Origin of the sequence: Acinetobacter sp. Tr-809 (genome assembly GCF_011753255.1) — a bacterium.
In the GTDB taxonomy this organism is placed as follows: Bacteria; Pseudomonadota; Gammaproteobacteria; order Pseudomonadales; family Moraxellaceae; genus Acinetobacter.
Genome location: NZ_VWVZ01000005.1, coordinates 150862 through 173611 on the forward strand (window position 1 = coordinate 150862; position 22750 = coordinate 173611).

Consider the following 22750-nt stretch of genomic DNA (forward strand, 5'->3'; position numbering starts at 1 on the left):
TTATTCGCTTTTAAATATTTTATGTACATCCGTACATATACGATAACAATGGATGAATCAAAAAAGCCCCACATGGGGCTTTTGATCCGACTTAGGCAAAGAATTTCAAAATTAATTGAATTACTGTTGCGTTAATTAAATCAACGAAGAACGCACCACAAAGCGGAACAATCAAGAAGGCTTTATGAGATGGTCCATACATATTGGTAATCGCTTGCATGTTTGCAACCGCAGTTGGTGTTGCCCCCATACCAAAACCACAGTGACCTGCTGCTAAGACAGCTGCATCGTAATTTTTACCCATTACACGGAAAGTAATGAATGCTGCATACAATGCCATAGTAATGGTTTGTGCACCTAAAATAACGACAAGTGGACCAGCCAAATCTGCCAATTGCCATAATTTTAATGAAAGCAATGCCATCGCAAGATAAAGTGATAATGACGCATTACCAAACACATCAATTGCACGGTCAAAGATATCTACTTTTAATACGCTTTCTAAGATATTACGTAAAATCACACCGCCGCCAAGCGCCCAAACAAATGTTGGTAGCTCGAACCAAGTGCCCTTACTGAAACCTGTCATGAATTCTGCGAATGCTAAACACGCAGCAAACATACCCAAAGTCGTAATCGCATTATCAGCTGTAATTAAACGAACCTGATGTGGATTTTCAAATGGTGCTAACTCGTCAGGATGTTGATCTAAATGCGTATCGCGATCTTTGATCTCTGCTGGGGTTTGCGCTTGCGCAAGGCTATAACGATTGATCAGCAATTTCGCCAATGGACCACCGATAATACCACCGATAATCAAGCCAAAAGTTGCACTCGCCATACCTAAAGCCAAAGCGCCTTGAATCCCATGCTGAGTTTCAAGAATCTCACCCCACGCCCCTGCTGTACCATGACCGCCTGTCAATGTGATTGAACCTGCAATCAAACCAACCAACGGATCAATACCCAGCATCGTTGCTAGGCTCATACCTACAGCATTCTGTACCACAATAAATGATGCGACACAGACCAAGAAGATCACTAAACCAATACCACCTTCTTTGAGCTTCATAAAGTTGGCACTTAAACCAATAGAAGCAAAGAAGATCAACATAAAACTGGTTTGTAGTTCACTACTAAAGATAATGCTGTAACCCCAAAGTGAGTGTACAAGTAGCGAAACTACCGCTGCAACCAAACCACCCGCAACAGGCTCAGGAATGTTATAGCGTTTTAAAAAGTCAATTTTATTAACGAGTAAACGCCCCAATAACAAGACGATCACCGCCGAAATTAGGGTATAGAAACCATTAAAAGTAAATTCCATATCTTCTTCCGTTTATTTTATTCGTTCTGTCTATGATTTTATCGACACATCAGAACGTATAAAATAGTAACTCTCAAAATGAGTGAAAACTCAATCAACTTAATAAAAAGCATACAGTTCTAAGCCAGAACTAAGGCCTATTTCATCGATCAGTTTTCACGGATGATTTACACCTACAGGATAGATGGCTTAGAAGTTATAGCGAGCCATTGCCCCTACACGATTATCCTGACCTTTTTGTCCATCAAAGGTCTTACGTTCACCATAGACATACTCTAGGCCAAACGTAATCGGTGTAACTGGTGAATACATGATATTCCACCAACCTTGTTGCAAGGTCTTGTTCTGTGCAGCATCTTTTGCAATCACGGCTTGTTTAGCAAAATCATTACTGTCATCAGCGAACATTGCACCATAAGCCAATGTACTGCGTAATTTAGGGTTAATTTGATAAGTCGCCCCTAAGGTTAGAGCATCGAACTCATTTAGATTTAAACCGAAATTATTTGGGTTTACGTTGTAAGCATTGTTGGTATACAACAAGAATTTACTATCGCCCTTCACATGCGAATAGTCGATCATCGCTTGCAATGCATCAGTGAACTTATATTTTGCACCAACCGCAACACCCCAACCTAACTCTGAATCATTGGCACTAATCTGCTTGCTCTCTTTCTTAAAGGTGTCTTTATCGATTTGTGTTAGCACCTCTTTATAAGCATCTTTACTACGTGCTTCTGTAATTAACGCACGTGCAGAAGTCGTACCTTTACCTTCAGCAAAATCATATTTTAATTTTGAAGTTAAAGCAGGCGCTCTGTTATCGTCATTACCTTTTTCCAAGGCAACAAAATAATGTGTATTTGGATTGAATGCACCACTATAACGAACCATTGGCGTACGATAAGTACCAATTCCCAAAGGAGAGTTAAAATCAAGCATTTCTGGCTGTAAATCAGTTGCCAAGAAAGTTGATGTGGTTTGACCAAATAACCAGTCATTCATCGTTAAATACGCATGGCGAATACGAATCGTGTCATTGCTGCTGCCACCACGGAAATCGACTTCCAACTTACCGCCCACCTCAGTACCTTCGACAGGTGCTTTGAAATCAAGCCCCAAACGTGTAACCGTTGCAGTGCTATAGAAGCGATCACTGTTCTTTTCGGCACCTTCTAAATCAACCTTGTTGATGCGGTTAAATATCCCGTCACCACCTTTAGATTGATAAGATGCATCGCCACGTAAGAAACCATGTAATTTAACTTCTGCACCAGAGGCAGTGTTAAACACCAATTGCGACTTTTTAGGGACAGTAGGTGCCACAACTACATTTGTAGGGTGATCTGGATGTGTTTCTTTAAAATTAGAATGTTCCTGTACAGGAGCAAGGTCATTTTTTTGTTTTGCTTGGGGAACATATTGCTGTAATAAAGCTTTTAATTCCTTCACTTCATCACGAAGTTGTTGAATCTGTTCTTGCTCACTAGCAGCGTGTGCATTGTTCATCATTAAGGCAGCAACAGTAATTGCCAAACCTTGCAGTACGAACGGCTTACGGATGAGAGATACACTCATGAGAAGCTCCTTGTATCTGTGTATATTTCAACATTTTCTAACAGCATAAAATTGGATAAATTTGCTATGCCTGGTATAGAAAATTCCCCTCACCTTATCAGTAAGGAAAGCCCAATCAGTTTTTTAAAAAGGGCGTATTATGCATAAATTTCGAATATTGTGTGTACTTTTTATTTAAGGAGTTCTCATCATTTTCGCGTGAATAAAAAAATAGTTTTTCGATTTCATTATGTTACTAATAGTTTTCTTTTTCACACAAACCAAACAAAATACATAAAACACACTACAACTTATCTTAAAGCTTTATTTTTGTGATTATTTTTTACACACCGCTAAAGTTGTATGTGAAAAACTATCTGCAAAAACCATTTATTGATTTATAGTCAGCACACATTAAAAGATCAAAATGATGAGGAGTTTTTTATGAACACGGAACAAGTCCACTATGTCGATGAAGCGATTACGTCTCGTCATTCAGTCCGTGCATTTTTAGATACCCCTATTGAAATACAAACCATCAAAGATATTTTAGCTGTAGCAAGTCGTGCGCCCTCTGGCACCAATGTTCAGCCTTGGAAAGTTTATGTGGTAACAGGGCAAAAACGTGCCGAGATGATTGATCGTGTTTGCACAGCCCAAATTGAACTGCTACAGAAACCTGAACTAGCAGCACAATATCAAGAGACGTTTGCCTATTATCCTGAAACATGGATTTCCCCTTTCATTGACCGTCGTCGTGCCAATGGCTGGGGGCTTTATGGCTTATTGGGTATCCAAAAAGGCGAAAAAGAAAAAATGGCAGCGCAACAACTGCGTAACTTCCAATTGTTTGATGCACCTGTTGCCTTATATTTTACTGTGAATAAAGTCATGGGGATTGGCTCAAAAATGGACATTTCCATGATGATCCAGAACGTGATGGTCGCAGCCAAAGCGCGTGGCTTAGATACTTGCCCACAAGCAGCATGGAATCACTTTCACCCAATCGTACTCGATATTTTAGGTGCGCCTGACGACGAAGAATTGGTTTGCGCAGTGGCTTTGGGTTATGCCGACCCAGATCATATTGTGAATACCTTCATTACTCCACGCGAGCCCGTTGAAAACTTTACAGTGTTTCTCGATTAAGCATATAGATAAAGCAGTTTCTCTAAGCTGAGAGACTGCTTTGCTGTTTTCCAACTTTTAAAATGGCAAACAATCCTGCGCTGGTAAACAGTAACATCATGATGCCCATGTTCAGAGATGCCTTCCACACCAAGAAGTTCAAGATAACCCCAGCCAGCAGACCACAAGCAAATTGCATACTACCCATAATCGCGCTGGCTGTACCAGCACGCGCCCCTTGCTGAGACATCGCCAGAGCCATCGCATTCGGGCCAGTTAAACCAATTCCAGACACCACCAAGAACAAACCTGACATTAACAGTAATAACGGCGCATCCGCCATAAGACCCGCACTCAGTACAATCAGTGCCCCAAAACACTGAATTAAACCACCCAAACGCAGACGTTGGAAAATTCCCATTCGGGTATTCAGATGTTTATTCAGCGAGGACATCAACATAATCCCTGCTGCATTCAACGCAAATGCATAAGAGAAATGTTGCTGAGACAATCCATATTGCCCCATAAACACTTCGGAAGCAGAGCTGATATAGCAGAATAAAGCTGCGCCAGTTAAGCAACCTGCAAACATTGGCACCCTAAAACTCTCATCTTTAAGAATTGCAGCATAGAGCGTGGTCACTTGATAAGCCGATAATTTTAAACGGCGTTCGACAGGCAGTGATTCTTTAAAGAAGAAATGCACGCAGAGCCAACACATCACCCCAATCATCGATAAAGTGATAAAAATCGCCTGCCATGGAAAGAAATTCAAAATCCATGCCCCAAAGATTGGCGCAAGAATCGGTGCTAGGCCCATGACAATCATCATGCTTGAAAATGCTTGTGCAGAGCCCTGCATATCCAGACGATCACGAATGGTTGCGCGAGCCATCACGACACCAACACAGCCACCCAAAGCCTGAAAAATACGTGCTGCAATCAAAGCCCACTCATTGGTCGCAAATACACAAGCTAAACTGGCAATTGCATAAAGCCCTAAACCAAAATATAAAGGTTTTTTACGTCCAATACGGTCACTAACAGGGCCATAAATCAACTGACCAATCGCCAGCCCCAAGAAATAAGCAGGTAAGGTATTGGCGACCATTTGTGTACTGACCCCAAACTCATCTGCCATTTGCGGCAAAGCGGGTAAATACATATCAATCGACAATGGCCCTAATGCGGTTAACAAAGCAAGCAACAAAATCCATGCTGTTGAATATTGACGCTGATTGGTTTGCTCTGCCTGCATAATGCTCTACTTTTCATGTTAATCACCATTCTAAGCTTAGCATCCTCAACATATTTGTGCATAATAAGAATCAGAAAATTGATTGCAGAATACAAAAAGGACAAACTTTGAATCCTTGGTTCGGACGTTTAAGACAAGCAACCTATAACACCACGTTCATGTATAACGTGCGTATGTTAATCGCGTTTACGGGCACAGCTTTTGTCCCCTATCTTTTAGATTATCAATTGGCAACAATTCCCTTAACACTCGGTGTCGTTGCTGCAGCGATTAGTGATATCGATGACCGCTTTTCTGTGCGCATCATGAACCTGATTTATACCTATATTGGGTTCTTCATTACAGCGGCTTCGGTTCAACTGTTATTCCCCTATCCGATCGCCTTTGCAATTGGATTAATCGCCTCTTGTATCGGCTGGATCTTATTGGGTTCTTTAGGTCGTCGCTATGCCACCATTGCCTATGGTTGCTTGGTCATTTCAGTCTATTCGATGTTGGGCGTACATTTATTTGAACAATGGTATTTGCAACCTGCTCTACTTGTTGTTGGTGCGGCTTGGTATGGTTTACTTTCTACCATCAGCTTTCTATTGTTCCCCGTACGTAAAGTTCAAGATCAATTAGCTGCGTCCTACACCGCCTTAGGGAGTTTCTTATTCGCCAAATCAAACTTATTTGATGTGGATATGACCCCCTCTAGCTATCAACAAAGCATGATTGATATCGCTATGGAAAATGGCAAGTTGGTGGCAATCTTTAACGATATGCGCATGTCGCTGTTGACTCGATTAAAAGGGGATCGCGGACAGAAAGGAACTCGACGAAGTCTACAATATTATTTTGTCGCTCAAGATATTCATGAACGTGCCGATTCAGCACATATTGACTATCAAAAACTGGCAAAAGTGTTTCAACATAGTGATATTTTATTTCGCTTTCAAAGGATCTTATCGATCCAAGGTAAGGCCTGTCAGGATTTGGCTCAATCGATATTAAGTCGCACTCGTTATATCCATAACAAGCGCTTTAAGCATAGTTTTGAGAACTTACGTTTATCATTAGAAAAACTGCGCCAAGATGGACACTATGATCAGGTCAGAATTAATGCTTTATTTGCACTTTATCAAAACCTCAAATCGATTGATGCACAACTACAAAACCTAGAAACAGAAAGAAATCTGCAAAAGATCAATGCACAACATACCGAAAGCCAGTTAAAGGATGATGATCTAAAAGGCTGGAACGACATCATGGTACGAGTGAAACAACATCTCACACCAGAGTCCGTATTGTTCCGTCATGCGGTACGTTTATCAATCGTATTATTTATTGGTTATCTGTTTATTCAGCTTACCAATATCGCCTATGGTTACTGGATTTTGCTCACCGCATTATTTGTCTGCCAACCCAATTTCAATGCGACCAAACGACGCTTGTATTTACGTATCGTCGGAACATTGGTCGGTATTATCGTTGGTCTCGCCATCATCTATTTTATTCCTTCAATTGAAGGTCAATTGGTGATGTTGATTCTGAGCGGTGTACTGTTCCTTGAATTGCGCAGTAAACAATATGCGCAAGCCACTGCATTTATTACCATTCTTGCTTTAATCAACTTTAATCTAGACGGCTCTGCATTTGCAGCAGGTTTGCCACGTCTTATTGATACCGTGATTGGATGTGCCTTGGCATGGTTTGGTGTCAGCTTTATTTGGCCAGACTGGAAATTTCGCAGACTGCCCCGCTCAATTCAACGTTCTCTACAGGCGCAATGTAAATATCTTGCCGAAGTGGTAGAGCAATATCATCAAGGTCGTAATAATGCCTTGAATTATCGCGTGGTTCGACGTGCTGCACACAATACCGATGCCGAAGTAGCATCCCTGATTTCAACCATTGCAACCGAACCGAATATTGATGTGAATCAAAAAAGTTTAGCGTTTGAATTTTTATGCCTCAGCCATACTTTTTTAAGCTATATCGCAGCATTAGGTGCGCACCGTGAGCAAATCCAAGATCAGGAAGTATTAGATTTACTCGATCAAGCTTTAGATGACATTCAAGGTGCGCTGCTCAGAGATGAAGTTCCGGATTTATCAGCACACAACCTGATGCAAACCATCCGTGATCGTCTCAGCCGCAATGAAAATGATGATCCAAAATCGCTCATCATCTTGCAGCAACTTTCGCTCATGCTCAGTGTGTTAACACGTTTAAGTATGTTAAAACAAAGCTTGAGCCACGAGCCCAATGAAGATGGTACCGAATTTGCTTCACTTTAAGGGCTGTGGAGATTGCAACAGCCCGTTATGATTCGCCTTTGGCATAATATCTTTGCATGCCAATAGATGTTAAACTAAAACCAGTTATATACTCATTTTTTATACTATGACCGCCAAAACGCTATACGCTTATACGCTACAACCTGTTCCTTACGAAGTTTCTGAAACTGAACAACGTCAAGCTCAACTGATGATTTGGCGTAGTACCAACAAATTCAGCCGCAAAGCATGGATGATTATGATTGCACTTGTGGTGCTTTCTTTGGTTGCTGCAGGACTTATTAAATATTATTCGACTTACTCAACAGTGATTTGTTGGGTGGTAATTGTGAGTGTTGTGCTGTTCTATTTGATCAAACGTTTTGGTCTGGAGTGGTACGTTAAACGCAAGATGACTGAATTCCCAGTACAGGAAATTAAAGGTCTACGTTTAGGCGTACAGCCGCACGGCATCGTGATGCGCCAAAAGATGGGACTTCAAGAAGGTACCGCAACGATCGGTTGGAAAGACATTTACGAATGGTATAGCTCTCCTGACTTTATTTTGGTGAATTTCAAAGTAAAAACACCAAAAGGCGAAGAACAGCAAGGTGCTTATATTTTACCAAAGCGTATGGACTCAAAGAATTTCTCGTTCAATACAGTACGTAGACACCTGAATGAAACAGTTGGTGCACCTAAATCAATCTAAGTTTTAGTCTCTGACTTAAAAAAACCTCCCTACATGGGAGGTTTTTTAATGTCCGCTAAATAAATGAGAATCAAAATCAATATTATCTGCAAAATCCATATTATGTACTTATTCTTGGGTTATAATTTTTTACATGAATTTCATTATCTTTCCATTCTTTGACCATGCTTAAAAAAGTTTTTTTCCAAATCCATTGGTTTTTAGGAATTACCGCGGGGCTTATTCTCTCTTTGATGGGGGTAACAGGTGCAATCTATTCATATGAGCCACAAATTCTAAAATGGATCAACCAAGACAGCTATGTGGTTGAGGTTGCCCAAACAGCAAAACTCACTCCTGCCCAGTTGTATCAACATTTCAATCAGCAACAACCCGAGATTGAAATTAACAGCATTACCATTGCTTCCGACCCAACAGCATCTTCTACCGTCAATATCAAAAAAGAAGGTGCGCGTCGTGGCTACAACATGATGGTCAATCCATATACAGCAGAAATCTTACCCGATGTAAAAGGTCGTGACACCCTACAATTTATTCAGCGTTTGCATCGTAATTTAACCGCTGGTGAGTTTGGGGCTCAAATTACGGGTGCATCAACCCTGATGCTCATCTTCTTTGTTTTGAGTGGCATCTATCTGCGCTTTCCGAAGAAACATAGCTTTAAACAATGGTTCTTTATTAAACCCAAACTCAAAGGTCGCAATTTTATTTGGGACTTACATGCTGTTGTTGGGACATGGGTAGTCGTATTTTATCTACTGTTTGCATGTACAGGCTTATATTGGTCTTATGACTGGTGGCGTGCAGGTATGTTCAAAGTCATGGGCGTTGAACAACCGCAACGGAATCAACAAAATAATGAACGTGGCAAAGATAAACAACCTGAACTGGCAAAACCACAGGTCAATGCTATCCTGAGCCAAACATGGACAGGAGTAAATGCACAGATTGGGCGTGAGTACTCAAGCCTCACCTTAAATATTCCAAAACACGATAATGCCAAGGTTGAGCTTTCATTTGTCGATGCGATTCCACAACATGAACGTGCACGCAACCAAGCAGTCTATAATTATCAAGATAATAAATTCGAAAAATTTGAACTCTATGAAGACAAGAAGCTCAATGAAAAAATCATGAGTAGTATGCTACCTGTGCATCGTGGTAGTTTCTTTGGTTCAACCTATCAATTTATTGCCATGCTGGCTTCATTGGCAATGCCACTGTTCTTTGTAACTGGTTGGATGCTGTATCTAAAACGTCGCAAACAGAAGAAGTTAACTCAAGCGGCACGTCAGTCACTCAGCGCACAGTCGATTGATCCAAATGCTAAGCCTTGGCTGATTACTTATGCAACCCAAACTGGTGTGGCTGAACAATTGGCTTGGCGTACAGCGACCAGCTTGCAAGAAGCACAGCAGCCAACTACGGTTAAACCAATTCAGCAACTCACTGAGCAAGACCTATTACAGGCACCACAGGTTTTATTTGTCGTCAGTACCTATGGCACAGGCGAAGCACCTGATCTAGCCGTAAGTTTCAGCAAGAAATTGATGCAACAAAAGCTCGATCTGAGCCAAATGCAATATGCTGTACTGGCACTCGGCTCAAAAGAATACCCAGATAGTTATTGCAGCTTCGGTTATGCTGTAGATACATGGTTAAAGCAATGTCATGCGCAACCCTTATTCGACTTGATCGAAGTGGATAATGCCAATGCCACTGATATTCAACGCTGGAATCAAGGCTTGTCTGCGGTAACTCAACATGAGCTACATGCAATGAATATTGAGAAAGTATTTGATCAATGGACGTTAAGCGAACGTACCCTACTCAATCCAGATAGCTTAGGACAAGCGGCCTATAATATTGAGCTGACCACAGCATCTGACATGACATGGCATGCTGGTGATATTGCAGAAATTCAACCAGCCAATAGTTTGGCTGATATTCAGAACTTCTTGATCAAATATCAAACCCCTGCACACAGTATCGTTGAGTCATTAAACCAAAATATTGAACAAACACTTTGGGATAAAAATCTGCGGGTTGATATCCAGCCGTTTAGTACGCTTGAAGATTTACTGGAACAACTTCCAACCCTGCCAGCACGTGAATATTCGATTGCCAGTATTCCATCTCAACAAGTACTAAGACTGGTGGTTCGCCAAAAACGCGATGAAAATAATCAACTCGGTCTTGGTTCTGGTTGGTTAACCGAATTGGCTCAGCTAAAACAAACCATTTCCCTGCGTATTCGAACCAATGAATCATTCCATCTCATTGACGATAACCGTCCAATTATCTGTATTGGTAATGGTACAGGAATTGCGGGTCTCATGAGCTTGTTACAGCAACGTAATCGACAAAACTATACCGCGAATTGGCTGATCTTCGGTGAACGTCAACGCGAACATGACTTTTTCTATCAAGAAACCATTCAAGCCTGGTTAAACATGGGAACATTACAGCGTTTGGATTTGGCTTTTTCTCGCGATCAAGAACAGCGTATCTATGTTCAGGACGTATTACGCAATAATGCTGATGAACTCATCAAATGGGTTGAGCAAGGTGCTGTGATTTATGTCTGTGGTAGCATTGAAGGTATGGCCTCTGGTGTCGATCAGGCACTGATGGATATTCTAGGTGAAGAAAAACTAGATGAGTTAAGACAAACTGGCCGTTACCGTCGAGACGTGTATTAACTATTGTTCGGAATAAAAAAACGAGTGCAAGTCACTCGTTTTTTTATAAGACAATAAGAGGATTTGCCTTTCTCTGAATTTTGCATACACTTAGCACGGTTCAAATCGACACAATTAAGATTATGCAAATAAGTTCATGGGTTCGTATTGTTTTAGCCCTTATCGGTTCAGTTCTGTTCTTAGATGGCGCAATTCTGATCGCCTTTAAAAAGATTCACATCGGAACAGTACTGCCGCTGCTACTTGGACTATTTTTCTGTCTCTATGCTTATTTCTATTACCATATTGAACGTTTCTTTTTCTATCATTTCCGTTTACATTCAATCTGGCGCTTCGGCTGGCTGTGTTTCTGGATTTGGGTCGTTAGCTTAGGCTATTTCTTCGATTATCTTTCAGATAATAATGCCAAAGCTCAAAATATCCCTCCAGTTAAAGCAATTATTGTATTAGGAAGCGGTGTTGAAAATGGACAACCTTCTGCCACACTCGCAAAACGCTTAGATCGCGCTGCACCTGTTGCTTTAGCTCAACCCCAAGCAAAATTAGTCATGACAGGTGGTATTGATTTTGGTGAAACAGACAGCGAAGCTGTAGTAATGTCACGTTATGTACAACAGCACTATCACATTCCTGCATCACACATCATTTTAGAAGATAAGAGTACCAGCACTGAGCTGAATCTCAAAAATAGTCAAGCCTTATTGCAGGCGCAACACATTACTATTCAGCAGCCAATTGCAATCGTCACCAGTGATTTCCATACCTTACGTGCCGCTGCCATTGCCAAGAAACAAGGTTACAGCAATATCACCATGCTTGGTGCAATCACACCTTTGGCAACACGTTATAATGCATGGTTAAGAGAATACTTCGCCTATGCAAGTGGCTGGATCTTAAATGAGTATTGATTGAGGGTCTTCCTTTTCAATACTAGGATGAAGCTGAGTTATGCAAACGAATATCGCGAGGTAGAGGAAGTTTTAACTCAGCAAATACATCAGGACGTTGTAAATATATTTGGTATAAAAAATTCTTAATATCCAATAACAAAGCATCAGGGGAAACCAATAAATTATTTCCCTCTGGTGTTAAATCTAAAGATAAAATCGTATTGTTTTCTTTTAAAAATGGAATCATCTTCTCAATAAAGGCCAGCAACGGCACTTCCTGAATTTCGTATTGCGCCCAATTGTCTTTAATCAGTAATTTTGCCAAACTTTTATTCTGCCAAACGGATAATGCATGCTGTCCTGATGGTGTTGAGCATAAGGCCCACCCCTCATGATAAAGTGCAATCACGTGACGTTGCATAATAATATTTTGAATAAACTGACGGTAAGCGTCTTTAAGCGAAGAATTAGCAGGTGTAGTTTGAGATTTCGACGCAGCCTTGCGTTGATAAGGGTTTCTCATAAAGTACTTCATATTAGAATCATTATTGATGCTAATCATAAAATAACTTTGTAATGATTACAATGATATGAGATTTGGAGAGATATATGGTGGGCGCTGACGGGATCGAACCGCCGACATTCTGCTTGTAAGGCAGACGCTCTACCAACTGAGCTAAGCGCCCTGAGCGAGGATAAACAAAGCGAAGCTTTGTCTGAGCGCAAGAGAAAAATCTTTGATTTTTCTAATGGCATCTCGAATCAGAGATCAAGTATAAAAATACTTGTTAAAACTAACATTCTCTTAAACTGATATCAAAAGAATGGCGCAGCGGACGGGGCTCGAACCCGCGACCCTCGGCGTGACAGGCCGATATTCTAACCAACTGAACTACCGCTGCACTGTATTACTTCATAGTGAGAAGTAAATGTCACAAATTATGGTGGGCGCTGACGGGATCGAACCGCCGACATTCTGCTTGTAAGGCAGACGCTCTACCAACTGAGCTAAGCGCCCTGAGCGAGGTAACAAACTTAAAGCATTGCTTTAAAATTTGTTTAAGTATAAAAGAAATAAATTCCAATGTACTCAACTCTATTTCATTCTTGCAAATTTAAGTGGCGCAGCGGACGGGGCTCGAACCCGCGACCCTCGGCGTGACAGGCCGATATTCTAACCAACTGAACTACCGCTGCACGATAATTTTGCAATCATGACAAACAATTATTAAAACTTAAGTGGCGCAGCGGACGGGGCTCGAACCCGCGACCCTCGGCGTGACAGGCCGATATTCTAACCAACTGAACTACCGCTGCACTTGAGTTTTAACGTAAAGGCTTGGTGGGCGCTGACGGGATCGAACCGCCGACATTCTGCTTGTAAGGCAGACGCTCTACCAACTGAGCTAAGCGCCCTTAACGTCTTCATCGTTTGTGAGGTGCATTATAGAGAATCTTTACAGCCTGTCAAACGCTTTTGCCACTCTTTTCCTAAAAAACCGCACGAATGATTAAAAAATAAGTGATTCCATTAAAAATTTGATATTTCCGTATTTTATTTAAGCACTTATTTGCATTTTCACACTTTATTTTCTAAGGCATGTTCAGAAATATAAACCACGGCTTGCTCAGAAACGAGCTCAAACAATTCAACAATTTCATCATTCTTCATCCGAATGCAACCATGTGACATTGGAATGCCCATCGGTTCTGTGTCTGGGGTACCATGGATATAGATATAACGCTTAAACGTATCGTGCCCTTCCCCATGGTTAAAGCCTTCCTCTAAACCATCCAACCATAAAATTCGTGACAAGATCCAATCTCGTTGTGGAAATTGCTGTGCTAGTTGTTGGTCATACACTTCACCTGTGGGTTGGCGTGCAATAAAAACGGCATTTTTAGGTGCATCACCACCAATCTTTTGTGCAACCTGATGCCAACCTCTTGGTGTCTTGCCACTATTTTCCTGTTCACCGATACCGTTTTTACCTGAAGAGATCACATAGAATTTATTATGTTTTGGCAAATGTAAGGTTTGCTTTGCTAAATCAATGACGATATCTGCCTGATCTAGGGTATAGCTCATTTTTATCTCGATAGATGATAGAACACTTTTATTTCAACATAGACCGCAATCTTTTTCTTGTACTTTTAGGTAGTTTTAATTGTTCGTCGGTTTTAAATATAGAAACAAAAAACAATGCAGCATGATTTAATCTTATTCTGATCTTTTGGATCGGCGATAAGGATTCTCAGAACAAAGGATTGCTTTTCTTAACTCGCCACTCACAGCATATGAGCCATATTTGGCGCAAGGTCTTGCGCAGCTAAAAAGCGTTGCTTTTCTTAACGCTGCTCAGGCTCGGGGCGTAACCACAACCACACCGCAACGATAAACATAGTGACATCAGTAAAGACTTTTACCCAAAATGGCGCATTGGTAAATAGCATCAAAACACCACTGATCAGCATCATGATACTGGCAATCCATTTTGCCTTACGCGGGACTGTGCCATGCTCACGCCAATTGCGTAACGTTGGTCCATACTTCGGATGATTCAATAGCCATGCATCCATTTCTGGCCAGCCTTTTGAAGCAGCCCACGCTGCAAGAATCAGAAAAACAGTGGTTGGCATTCCCGGTAGAATTGCCCCAATAATTCCCAACGTAATAAAAATCACGACTAAACTACGCCAGAACAATGTTTTCATTGAGTAATTAACCGACACTTATTTGCAACCGTGCTAGTATAAAGTGTTTTTATCACTCTTTCTTAAACTTCACTTATTATTTCAATGATTGAGTTATTTTATGCCTAGCGCAATGAGTCCTGTTTATTATTTTGAACCTTGGCTACAGTTTAAGACTCCTATCGTAAGACATTTAGCGTTTTGTATTGCCAGTCCGAATATCTTGACGCAAATACCCAGTGAACTAGCCGTAAAGCATAATTTTGAGTTTCATCATGATTCCAAGTGGCAGAATTATTATCAAAACTATGAACAACGCTTAAAGCAACTCGATCAACAGCCTCAAGCGCTGATTGATTTTCTGGCACAACTAAAAAGTACACGCCTTGGTTTACGTTTTGAGAATTTACTCTGGTTTTGGTTATTGGATGATGAATACCATCCCTATCAACTACTTGGACACAGTATTCAGAAAATTGCAGGTGCAGTGACTTTAGGTGAACTCGATTTTGTTGTACTCAATCGACAGACGCAAGAAGTTGAACACTGGGAAGTGGCTTTAAAATATTATCTTGGTGAAGAAAAACTAGATTTAGCGCAATGGTATGGACTCAATCGACAAGACACATTACGAAGAAAATTAAGACATTTTACCGAACGTCAATTTCAATTTTCGGAAGCAAACCAGTATCAGATTCAACGAAAATTTGCCGTCATGAAAGGACAACTCTATCTACCCCATGAACAAAATAATTTAAGCCTACCTTCTTGGATCAATACATCACGGCGTTTAGGACAATGGGGTACACAGATTCCGCAAACACCTTATTCTCGCTTACAACGTCATGAATGGCTCTGCCCTGATCTAGGGTCTTCATCACAAACAGCTGTTTGGTGGACCAATGGTTTATATTATCAGGATCAACCAACACCTTCTTATTATATGTTCCGCCAACCTTCACTTTTATTTATGAAATAAAGTGAATTATTATTCTACAAATTAACATTTTATAACATATCTACCATCAAACCCACATGGTCATTTTCTGTTAACTTTTTTAGCCTCTTAAGTACATCATAATTAAATTGAAATGGAGACGATGATGAAAAAAATCTTAGTTGCTTCAATCATGACTGCTTTTGTTTTAACTGGCTGTAATACATTTAAAGGTATTGGTAAAGATGTATCTAAGGCGGGTGATAAAGTCACTCAAACCGCGGAGAAAACACAAGATAAGATGTAATCCCTGAAAGCAACTTACCAAAACCTTATCTAAACCTAGATAAGGTTTATTTTTACATACCTTTCTGCATCATATTCCCCTATTATATCGGTTCACATTTCACCAGATTTAGCTACATCTCGCATGAACCATTCCGATACGCTCGAACTTAGTTTACAACTCCTTCGTCAACCGTCTGTAACGCCTGTAGATCATGATTGTCAAAACATCATGGCAGAGCGTTTAGCAAAGATTGGCTTTAATATCGAAAACATGCGTTTTGAAGATGTTGATAATTTATGGGCACGCCGCGGTACTGAAAATCCAGTATTCTGTTTTGCAGGACATACCGATGTTGTACCAACGGGTCATTTAGATGCATGGAATTCAGATCCATTTTTACCAAGTATTCGTGATGGTAAATTATATGGGCGCGGTTCAGCAGATATGAAAACCGCATTGGCTGCGATGGTAGTTGCATCTGAACGTTTTGTTGCTAAACATCCAAATCACAAAGGTTCAATTGCCTTCCTGATTACTTCGGATGAAGAAGGACCATCTATCAATGGTACCGTTAAAGTCGTTGAAACATTAGAAGCGCGTAATGAAAAAATGACGTGGTGCTTGGTCGGTGAACCATCAAGCACAAATCAACTGGGCGATATCGTCAAGAATGGCCGTCGTGGCTCTCTAAATGCGGTACTCACAGTTCATGGCAAGCAAGGTCATGTTGCCTATCCACATCTGGCTGAGAACCCAATTCATTCTGCTTCTAAAGCCATCAATGAATTGTGCGAAACAGTTTGGGACAACGGCAATGAATACTTTCCTGCAACCTCATTCCAAATTTCAAATATCCAAGCAGGCACTGGCGCAACCAACGTTATTCCAGGTACATTAAAAGTCACTTTCAACTTCCGTTATTCAACCGAAGTCACTGCAGACATCTTAAAACAACGTGTACTTGAGACCTTAGATAAGCATCAACTGAATTATGATATTCAGTGGACTTTATCTGGTTTACCATTCCTTACACCCGTTGGTGAGTTGGTGAATGCTGCAAAAACGGCGATTAAAAATGTTACAGGCATTGATACTGTACTTTCAACCAGTGGCGGAACCTCAGATGGTCGCTTTATTGCCCCTACAGGTGCGCAAGTACTTGAGTTAGGTGTGTTGAATGCAACCATCCATCAGATTAATGAGCATGTCAATGTCGCTGAACTTGAACCATTGGCTGAAATCTATGAACAGATTTTAATTGAGCTGCTTGCTTAAAAATAAAAAGAGATCAATAAAAAAGGAACTCAAATGAGTTCCTTTTTTATTACAACCCGAGCTGGGTTTGTATATTTTGCAAATGGGGAACATAGAATTCATGCTCTCCCATTTTTACATATTTAAAAACTTTGTCGTCATCGGTTTCGCGCTCTTCATCCACAATTTCTGAAATACGCACACGAATCGATTCAGGCATTTCATCGCAGACCAAAGCAAATCGCTCAGAAACATCATCCCCTTCAATCACCAACGCAACCCCTTGTTTCTGCTTCGGATCATTCACGGCATAGACAGGAAGTTTTAGATCATGCCATTCAATATGATCAACATTGGTTTGAGTATCCATTGCGGATAACACAATATTTTGCGGTAACAGCATCGGCACTTTTTGATGGCATTGAATAATATATGCATCAATAAATCCTGTTGAAACCGTAATTAAATGTTGTAACTCTTGCTGGTCAATCTGCCCCAGTGCTGAGTTTGCGCTTTTCTTTGCCATTATTTTTCACCTCTTAGCGCACTGCAAGTAAGCTTTCAATATTTTCCAAGAGTGCCTCCTCTTGGAACGGTTTACCCATATATTGGTTTACACCAAGCGATAATGCACGTTCACGATGCTTCTCACCGGTACGTGATGTAATCATAATGATTGGTAAATCACGGTGGATTTCATGATGTCGTACCAGATTCGATACTTCAAAGCCATCCATACGTGGCATCTCGATATCCAACAACATCAGATCTGGCTTAATCGTCTCAAGTTGTTCGATTGCATCCACACCATCTTTCGCAGTTACAACGTCATAACCTTGGCGCTCTAACAAACGTGAAGTTACCTTACGTACCGTTACTGAGTCATCGACAATCATAATCAGGCGACGTTCATCATAACGCTGTTTGGTATAAGTCTCATCAGCCTGTTTACTACGCGCAGTTGACTGCGCTTGTCGAGCAATGTTTTGACCATCCAAAATCAAACATACTTGACCATCACCTAGGATGGTGGCACCTGCAATTACGCCAATACTTGAGAACTGTTGCCCCACAGGTTTTACAACAATTTGTCCTCGCGATCCAATCAACTGGTCAACTAGCAATGCCGTAGTCTGACCTTGGGCACCTTTAATTAACAGCACAGGCAATGAGTGAACCACACCGCTCAAACGTGGAATTGGTTGCCCAGCAACGAACTCCGACAAATAACGTAAACGATAGCGTTCTTGGTCAATACTGAAGTAGTCTTCTTGACTATCGAAGTACTGCTCTAATGCCATTGGTGAGATACGCACAATACGATCGATCTGCGCCAACGGGAAAGCAAACTGTTGATCGCCTGCTTTTACCATCAAGGCATCGCTTACCGCTACTGTAGTTGGTACGCGAATGGTAAAGGTCGTTCCTTTACCTAAAGTTGAATCGACACTGACGTGACCGCCTAGCGTTTTAATATCACTTTGTACCACATCCAGACCTACACCACGTCCAGAAATTTGAGTGACTTGAGCCGCGGTACTAAAGCCCGGATGGAAGATAAATTGTAGAATTTCTTCCTGATCAAGTTTCTGATCTTTGGTCATTAAACCAGTCTGTAATGCTTTTTCTTTGATACGGTTAACATCAATCCCTTTACCGTCATCGCTGAAGGTCACAACCACATCTGTACCTTGACGCCCAATGTTTAGCACAATATGTCCAGTCTCTGGCTTTTCTGCCTGTAGACGTTGTTCGCGGTCTTCAATCCCGTGGTCAATCGCATTACGTAACATATGTTCAAACGGTGCAACCAGACGTTCAAGAATACTGCGGTCTAATTCACCTTCAGTATTATTCACCACCAGTTCTGTAGGACGGTTCAAGGTCGATGCTGTTTGACGCACGATACGTTGTAAACGCGGCAATAGACGCGAGAATGGGACCAGGCGAGTACGCATCAAGCTTTCTTGAATTTCAGCCTGAATACGTGACTGCTGTAACAACAAACCTTCGGTATCACGAATCTTTTCAGACAGTGTGGTTTTGAAGTCAACCAAATCCGATGCAGACTCTGCCAATGATTTAGACAATTGGTTCAACGATGAATACTGGTCCATTTCCAGTGGGTCAAAATCGGCATAACGCGAGTTTTCACCACCGTGTCGTGCAATAATCTGGCTTTCCAACTCACCTTCCATTCGACGTAATTGATCCGCCAAACGTTTGATTGCCAGTTCCATTTCCGTCAAAGTACCGCCCAACTGACCTAGGTCCATTTCAATACGTGAACGGTTGATCGCATTTTCCCCAGACAAGTCAATCATCTTCTCAATGACATCAGCAGAAACACGGATCATTTCATTATTCTGTTCAATCCGTTCTGTGGTTTCCCATTCACCCAGCATTGACGGCGGCTCAGTACCGTCTCCCTGAACAAATTCCATCGTATATTCAGGGGTAAAGATATCTTTAGCAGAAAGCTTTTGTGGCAGTTGCGCAGAAACGTCGACAAACTCCATTTTTTCTAGGCTTTGTTTTAAGCCGTCGAAATTCGCATATTGACGTTTAAAGATTGCATCATTCAGCCAAGCAAATGCGGTATTGAGTAAGTTGTCATACACATTCGAATTGAAATGATGTACACCAAATTGCTCGAATGCATTTTCTAAGTGGTAGGCAATAATGGCAATAGCATCCATTTCTGCCATACGTGCACCACCTTTGAGACTGTGGGCATTACGCTGTAACTGCAACAGTAAACTACGGTTACCACGTTGATCAAACCATTGTTTTAATAAGCCTTGTGCCTGCTCTATTAATTCTTCCGCTTCCTCTAGGAAAGTCTGTTCAACCAGAGAACGAACATCGTCATCTGCCGACGTGGTCTCTGTCTCAACAGTTTGAGCTGCTGAAGTATCTTCCAACACTTCCTCTTCAACTTCAACACTGCTAACTTGCTCTTCAAGCGCTATTGGCTGCACGTCAACTTCAGCTTCAGCCTCGATAAATTCAAGAACTTCTGCTTGAGTAGCAACGCTTTCAGTTTCATTGACTTCATCTACAGGCGTATCCTCAACAGCTGTGTCCAACGTTGCAGGAGCAACTGCTTGATCTGCCTGTTGTAGTAACTGCACCACATGAGTAGATGGGTAATCTGTTTGCTGATCGCGAATAGTTTGAATACGATCTGCAATATCATCTTGGACTAAACGAATGATCGCAATTAGTTGTGGCGTTGCTTGAATCTGCTGGTTGATCAGCTTTTCATAAATCGTTTCTAATTCATGCGCGATCAAACCGATATGACGTGCTTGAATCATATTTGAACCACCTTTTAAGGTGTGCAAATAACGCATCAAGTTCTTTAACGCATTGATATTTTGATGATCGGCAGTCCAAGTATTCAGATCCGTATCAATCCCACCCATCAACTCATCTGCTTCTTCAAGGAAGATATCCAATAAGTCTGGGTCAAAGTCACGGTTTGCATCTGTTGATTGTAACTGTTGCTTATCCAGAGCTAACTGAGCAGCATATGTGGTGACATCAATCGCAGCTGATACAGACTCAGTTTTGGCTGGCGCTACCGTAATCATTGCCTCTGATGACTCAACAACATCTTCAATTACAGTTGATTGATCTGGTAGTGTTGCTGGTACCGATTCAGTTTCAACTGCATCTGCCACAACAGCAGTTTTGGATAAATTAGCAAGCACAACCAAAGTGTGTGTCGATGGATAATCCACCTGTTGATCACGAATAGTTTGAATACGATCTGCAATATCATCTTGAACTGAACGAATCGTAGCAATCAATTGTGGCGTTGCCTGAATTTGTTGATTGATCAACTTCTCGTAGATCGTTTCTAATTCATGTGCAATTAAGCCAATATGACGCGCTTGAATCATATTTGAGCCACCTTTTAAGGTGTGCAAATAACGCATCAAATTCTTTAACGCATTGACGTTTTGATGGTCCGCAGCCCAAGTATTTAGATCGGCATCAATACCACCCAGTAACTCATCGGCCTCTTCAAGGAAGATATCCAATAAATCTGGATCAAAGTCACGATTCGCATCATCCGACTGCAACAGTTGCTTATCTAAAACAAATTGAGCAGCTAAATCGGTAGTAGCGGCAATAACAGGTGTAGTTGCCTGTTGGAGTTCGACGGTATTTGTCTGTTCAACTGCCTCAGTGACCTCAACAACTGGTGTTTCCAAGGACTCAACATTTTGTTGAGTAAATGAGCTTAATTCATTTAAAACAAGTTCATGCGCTTTGCTTAAGGTAACCCGTTGTCCCGCGGCCAAAGTATCAAACAGTTGAATAAACTGTTGATGTACTTGATGATAAAGCTCAAATGCATAATCAAGATTAAGTAAACTTGGTTTAAATAGAATATCTTGATAGCTTGAACGCAACTGGCTGGTGTACTGATACATACCAATCGTTGCATGGTGATGGGTATGCTGCAACAAGGTCTCAGCTTGCTGGCTGAGTAACTGAATATACTTAGGAAACTCGTGACGCGCACGTTTTTCAAAATCGAACTCGACATCTAAGAGATCATTGATATTCAGTTCGAGTAGCTCAGAAACCAAACCTTGTGGTCGAACTGTAGTCCCATTCTTTTCTTCGAGTTGGAAGTCATAGCTATCCCATGCAACGTTGAAGGTTGCATAGATTTCATCAAACTTCAGCTGTGGCGCTTGTTGCTTCAAGGTATGTAAATAATCACGTACAAATTGAGCATAATGTGTCAGCAAAGCCGTTTCATCTGAACTTGAATCCAGCTCTTCTTGTAATAATGTCTTAAACAGATTCTCAACTTTTGAGCTGGCCTCAAATACATGATCAACCTGCGCCATGGCAGAGCTACCACGTAAGGTATGTAATGCTCGGATCAGCGTATTATAGTGATCATTACTCGGATGATCATTCACTAAGAATTGATCAATTGTGGCAAGATGCTCTTCTGCCTCTTCCAAGAAGATTGCCAAAGTTTCTTTCGCAAGAACTTCATCATCGGTATGATTTGTTGTCTCGGCTGAAAGAGATTCGACAGCAATGGTTTCAGGTACAGTTTCTTCAACTGCTTCAGCATCTGCCGCCCATTCAAGGCCTGTCATTACATCATCATGTGTCAGATCAGTAGCAAGCTTAAACAACTCAGCCAACGCTGGCTCAGGACTTTGCTGTTGTTGTAATTGTTGCCCTAATAAAACCAGTGGTCTGAAATCGATGAGATGTTTTTGAACGGCTTTAAAATCATGAATCAGTTTAAAACGGTACAGATTGAAAACTGTTTGTATATAGCGCTGAATATCGGTATTTAAGGTAATCGTACCAGCAATGACACGATTCAAAGTATCTTCAACCGTCCACGCCAACTCTCCAGACGACTTCGCTCCAACCATTCTTCCAGAGCCTTTCAGCGTATGAAAATGGCGGCGAATATCTGTAAGCACATCTTGCTGATGTGGTTGTTCCGTCCATTGAACTAATAATGGTTCTAACTCAACAAAGATCTCATCTAATTCTTCAATAAAAATTTCAAGAATCTCTGCATCTTGTTCAAGATAACTGTCTTCAGGAAGCGTCATCGTTTCAACTAACGTTTTTAATATTTGTTTCATAGCTGCTTCTTTCGTTTTTATCCACCAACGTGGGTAAAAATTACGTCTATCTATCACACAAGATGTAGTTACATTTCGCCATCACCTTGTTGAGATATCCAA

16 protein-coding genes and 6 tRNA genes are annotated in these 22750 nt (G+C 41.2%); 8 read left to right on the forward strand and 14 right to left on the reverse strand.

The window, feature by feature from the left end:
* Window positions 1-91: 91 nt before the first annotated feature.
* Together gltS and F3J02_RS12470 are read right to left on the reverse strand one after the other, a co-directional pair.
* Entirely contained in the window at window positions 92-1327 is a 1236-nt protein-coding gene (gene gltS, locus F3J02_RS12465; RefSeq protein ID WP_167249732.1) for a sodium/glutamate symporter, read from the reverse strand.
* Window positions 1328-1516: 189 nt separating this feature from the next.
* Window positions 1517-2905 (reverse strand): DcaP family trimeric outer membrane transporter, encoded by a 1389-nt coding sequence (locus F3J02_RS12470; RefSeq protein WP_167249734.1) that lies wholly within the window; start codon window positions 2903-2905, stop codon window positions 1517-1519.
* A 423-nt stretch (window positions 2906-3328) separates the two neighbouring features.
* Here F3J02_RS12470 and F3J02_RS12475 point away from each other — a divergent pair, with 423 nt between their 5' ends.
* Window positions 3329-4033: a nitroreductase gene (locus F3J02_RS12475; protein ID WP_167249736.1), complete on the forward strand. Its 705-nt coding sequence runs from the start codon at window positions 3329-3331 to the stop codon at window positions 4031-4033.
* Between the two features lie 22 nt (window positions 4034-4055).
* Here F3J02_RS12475 and F3J02_RS12480 read toward each other — a convergent pair whose 3' ends face one another.
* Window positions 4056-5270: a multidrug effflux MFS transporter gene (locus F3J02_RS12480; RefSeq protein WP_167249738.1), complete on the reverse strand. Its 1215-nt coding sequence runs from the start codon at window positions 5268-5270 to the stop codon at window positions 4056-4058.
* 107 nt (window positions 5271-5377) lie between these two features.
* On the opposite strand from F3J02_RS12480, the gene yccS reads away from it, so the two are divergent.
* The 4 genes from yccS to F3J02_RS12500 all read left to right on the forward strand — a co-directional run bounded on the left by yccS (window position 5378) and on the right by F3J02_RS12500 (window position 11853).
* Window positions 5378-7552 carry a YccS family putative transporter gene (gene yccS, locus F3J02_RS12485; RefSeq protein ID WP_167249740.1) on the forward strand — a complete coding sequence of 725 codons (2175 nt, stop codon included), beginning with the start codon at window positions 5378-5380 and terminating at the stop codon, window positions 7550-7552.
* Between the two features lie 106 nt (window positions 7553-7658).
* Window positions 7659-8243: a YcxB family protein gene (locus F3J02_RS12490; RefSeq protein ID WP_167249742.1), complete on the forward strand. Its 585-nt coding sequence runs from the start codon at window positions 7659-7661 to the stop codon at window positions 8241-8243.
* Between the two features lie 164 nt (window positions 8244-8407).
* Window positions 8408-10945 (forward strand): PepSY domain-containing protein, encoded by a 2538-nt coding sequence (locus F3J02_RS12495; RefSeq protein WP_167249745.1) that lies wholly within the window; start codon window positions 8408-8410, stop codon window positions 10943-10945.
* Between the two features lie 122 nt (window positions 10946-11067).
* On the forward strand, window positions 11068-11853 hold the full coding sequence (locus F3J02_RS12500; RefSeq protein WP_167249747.1) for a YdcF family protein: 786 nt from the start codon (window positions 11068-11070) through the stop codon (window positions 11851-11853).
* A gap of 22 nt (window positions 11854-11875) precedes the next feature.
* On the opposite strand, the gene F3J02_RS12505 is transcribed toward F3J02_RS12500, so the two are convergent.
* The 9 genes from F3J02_RS12505 to F3J02_RS12545 all read right to left on the reverse strand — a co-directional run bounded on the left by F3J02_RS12505 (window position 11876) and on the right by F3J02_RS12545 (window position 14550).
* The gene (locus F3J02_RS12505) at window positions 11876-12358 is read right to left on the reverse strand and encodes a DUF2750 domain-containing protein (protein ID WP_167249749.1); all 483 of its coding nucleotides are present in this window, start codon (window positions 12356-12358) and stop codon (window positions 11876-11878) included.
* A gap of 87 nt (window positions 12359-12445) precedes the next feature.
* A tRNA-Val gene (locus tag F3J02_RS12510) sits at window positions 12446-12521 on the reverse strand.
* A gap of 139 nt (window positions 12522-12660) precedes the next feature.
* A tRNA-Asp gene (locus tag F3J02_RS12515) sits at window positions 12661-12737 on the reverse strand.
* A 40-nt stretch (window positions 12738-12777) separates the two neighbouring features.
* Window positions 12778-12853: transfer RNA gene (locus tag F3J02_RS12520), tRNA-Val, on the reverse strand.
* Between the two features lie 102 nt (window positions 12854-12955).
* Window positions 12956-13032: transfer RNA gene (locus F3J02_RS12525), tRNA-Asp, on the reverse strand.
* A 43-nt stretch (window positions 13033-13075) separates the two neighbouring features.
* A tRNA-Asp gene (locus F3J02_RS12530) sits at window positions 13076-13152 on the reverse strand.
* A gap of 23 nt (window positions 13153-13175) precedes the next feature.
* Window positions 13176-13251, reverse strand: a tRNA-Val gene (locus F3J02_RS12535).
* Window positions 13252-13414: 163 nt separating this feature from the next.
* Window positions 13415-13924, reverse strand: a complete 510-nt coding sequence (gene elsL, locus F3J02_RS12540) for a cell wall-recycling L,D-carboxypeptidase ElsL (RefSeq protein ID WP_167249751.1) — start codon at window positions 13922-13924, stop codon at window positions 13415-13417.
* A 260-nt stretch (window positions 13925-14184) separates the two neighbouring features.
* Window positions 14185-14550 carry a YbaN family protein gene (locus tag F3J02_RS12545; protein ID WP_167249753.1) on the reverse strand — a complete coding sequence of 122 codons (366 nt, stop codon included), beginning with the start codon at window positions 14548-14550 and terminating at the stop codon, window positions 14185-14187.
* Window positions 14551-14650: 100 nt separating this feature from the next.
* Between F3J02_RS12545 and F3J02_RS12550 the strand changes: the two genes are divergently transcribed.
* The 3 genes from F3J02_RS12550 to dapE all read left to right on the forward strand — a co-directional run bounded on the left by F3J02_RS12550 (window position 14651) and on the right by dapE (window position 17030).
* Window positions 14651-15508 carry a DUF1853 family protein gene (locus tag F3J02_RS12550; RefSeq protein ID WP_167249755.1) on the forward strand — a complete coding sequence of 286 codons (858 nt, stop codon included), beginning with the start codon at window positions 14651-14653 and terminating at the stop codon, window positions 15506-15508.
* Between the two features lie 121 nt (window positions 15509-15629).
* Entirely contained in the window at window positions 15630-15773 is a 144-nt protein-coding gene (locus F3J02_RS12555; protein WP_016541456.1) for an entericidin A/B family lipoprotein, read from the forward strand.
* Between the two features lie 123 nt (window positions 15774-15896).
* Window positions 15897-17030 (forward strand): succinyl-diaminopimelate desuccinylase, encoded by a 1134-nt coding sequence (gene dapE, locus F3J02_RS12560; RefSeq protein ID WP_005192851.1) that lies wholly within the window; start codon window positions 15897-15899, stop codon window positions 17028-17030.
* 49 nt (window positions 17031-17079) lie between these two features.
* Here the strand turns inward: dapE and F3J02_RS12565 are convergent, their stop codons facing one another.
* Both F3J02_RS12565 and F3J02_RS12570 read right to left on the reverse strand, forming a co-directional pair.
* Window positions 17080-17535 (reverse strand): hypothetical protein, encoded by a 456-nt coding sequence (locus tag F3J02_RS12565; protein WP_005206060.1) that lies wholly within the window; start codon window positions 17533-17535, stop codon window positions 17080-17082.
* 13 nt (window positions 17536-17548) lie between these two features.
* Window positions 17549-22648 carry an Hpt domain-containing protein gene (locus F3J02_RS12570; RefSeq protein ID WP_167249757.1) on the reverse strand — a complete coding sequence of 1700 codons (5100 nt, stop codon included), beginning with the start codon at window positions 22646-22648 and terminating at the stop codon, window positions 17549-17551.
* Between the last annotated feature and the right edge of the window lie 102 nt (window positions 22649-22750).

Bases quoted from the DNA above. Each gene is read 5' to 3' on its own strand.
- F3J02_RS12480 (WP_167249738.1), bottom strand. From the start codon at position 5,270: ATGCAGGCAGAGCAAACCAATCAGCGTCAATATTCAACAGCATGGATT.
- F3J02_RS12495 (WP_167249745.1), top strand. From the start codon at position 8,408: ATGCTTAAAAAAGTTTTTTTCCAAATCCATTGGTTTTTAGGAATTACC.
- F3J02_RS12505 (WP_167249749.1), bottom strand. From the start codon at position 12,358: ATGAGAAACCCTTATCAACGCAAGGCTGCGTCGAAATCTCAAACTACA.
- F3J02_RS12475 (WP_167249736.1), top strand. From the start codon at position 3,329: ATGAACACGGAACAAGTCCACTATGTCGATGAAGCGATTACGTCTCGT.
- dapE (WP_005192851.1), top strand. From the start codon at position 15,897: ATGAACCATTCCGATACGCTCGAACTTAGTTTACAACTCCTTCGTCAA.
- F3J02_RS12545 (WP_167249753.1), bottom strand. From the start codon at position 14,550: ATGAAAACATTGTTCTGGCGTAGTTTAGTCGTGATTTTTATTACGTTG.
- F3J02_RS12570 (WP_167249757.1), bottom strand. From the start codon at position 22,648: ATGAAACAAATATTAAAAACGTTAGTTGAAACGATGACGCTTCCTGAA.
- gltS (WP_167249732.1), bottom strand. From the start codon at position 1,327: ATGGAATTTACTTTTAATGGTTTCTATACCCTAATTTCGGCGGTGATC.
- F3J02_RS12470 (WP_167249734.1), bottom strand. From the start codon at position 2,905: ATGAGTGTATCTCTCATCCGTAAGCCGTTCGTACTGCAAGGTTTGGCA.
- F3J02_RS12550 (WP_167249755.1), top strand. From the start codon at position 14,651: ATGCCTAGCGCAATGAGTCCTGTTTATTATTTTGAACCTTGGCTACAG.
- F3J02_RS12555 (WP_016541456.1), top strand. From the start codon at position 15,630: ATGATGAAAAAAATCTTAGTTGCTTCAATCATGACTGCTTTTGTTTTA.
- F3J02_RS12565 (WP_005206060.1), bottom strand. From the start codon at position 17,535: ATGGCAAAGAAAAGCGCAAACTCAGCACTGGGGCAGATTGACCAGCAA.
- F3J02_RS12500 (WP_167249747.1), top strand. From the start codon at position 11,068: ATGCAAATAAGTTCATGGGTTCGTATTGTTTTAGCCCTTATCGGTTCA.
- elsL (WP_167249751.1), bottom strand. From the start codon at position 13,924: ATGAGCTATACCCTAGATCAGGCAGATATCGTCATTGATTTAGCAAAG.
- F3J02_RS12490 (WP_167249742.1), top strand. From the start codon at position 7,659: ATGACCGCCAAAACGCTATACGCTTATACGCTACAACCTGTTCCTTAC.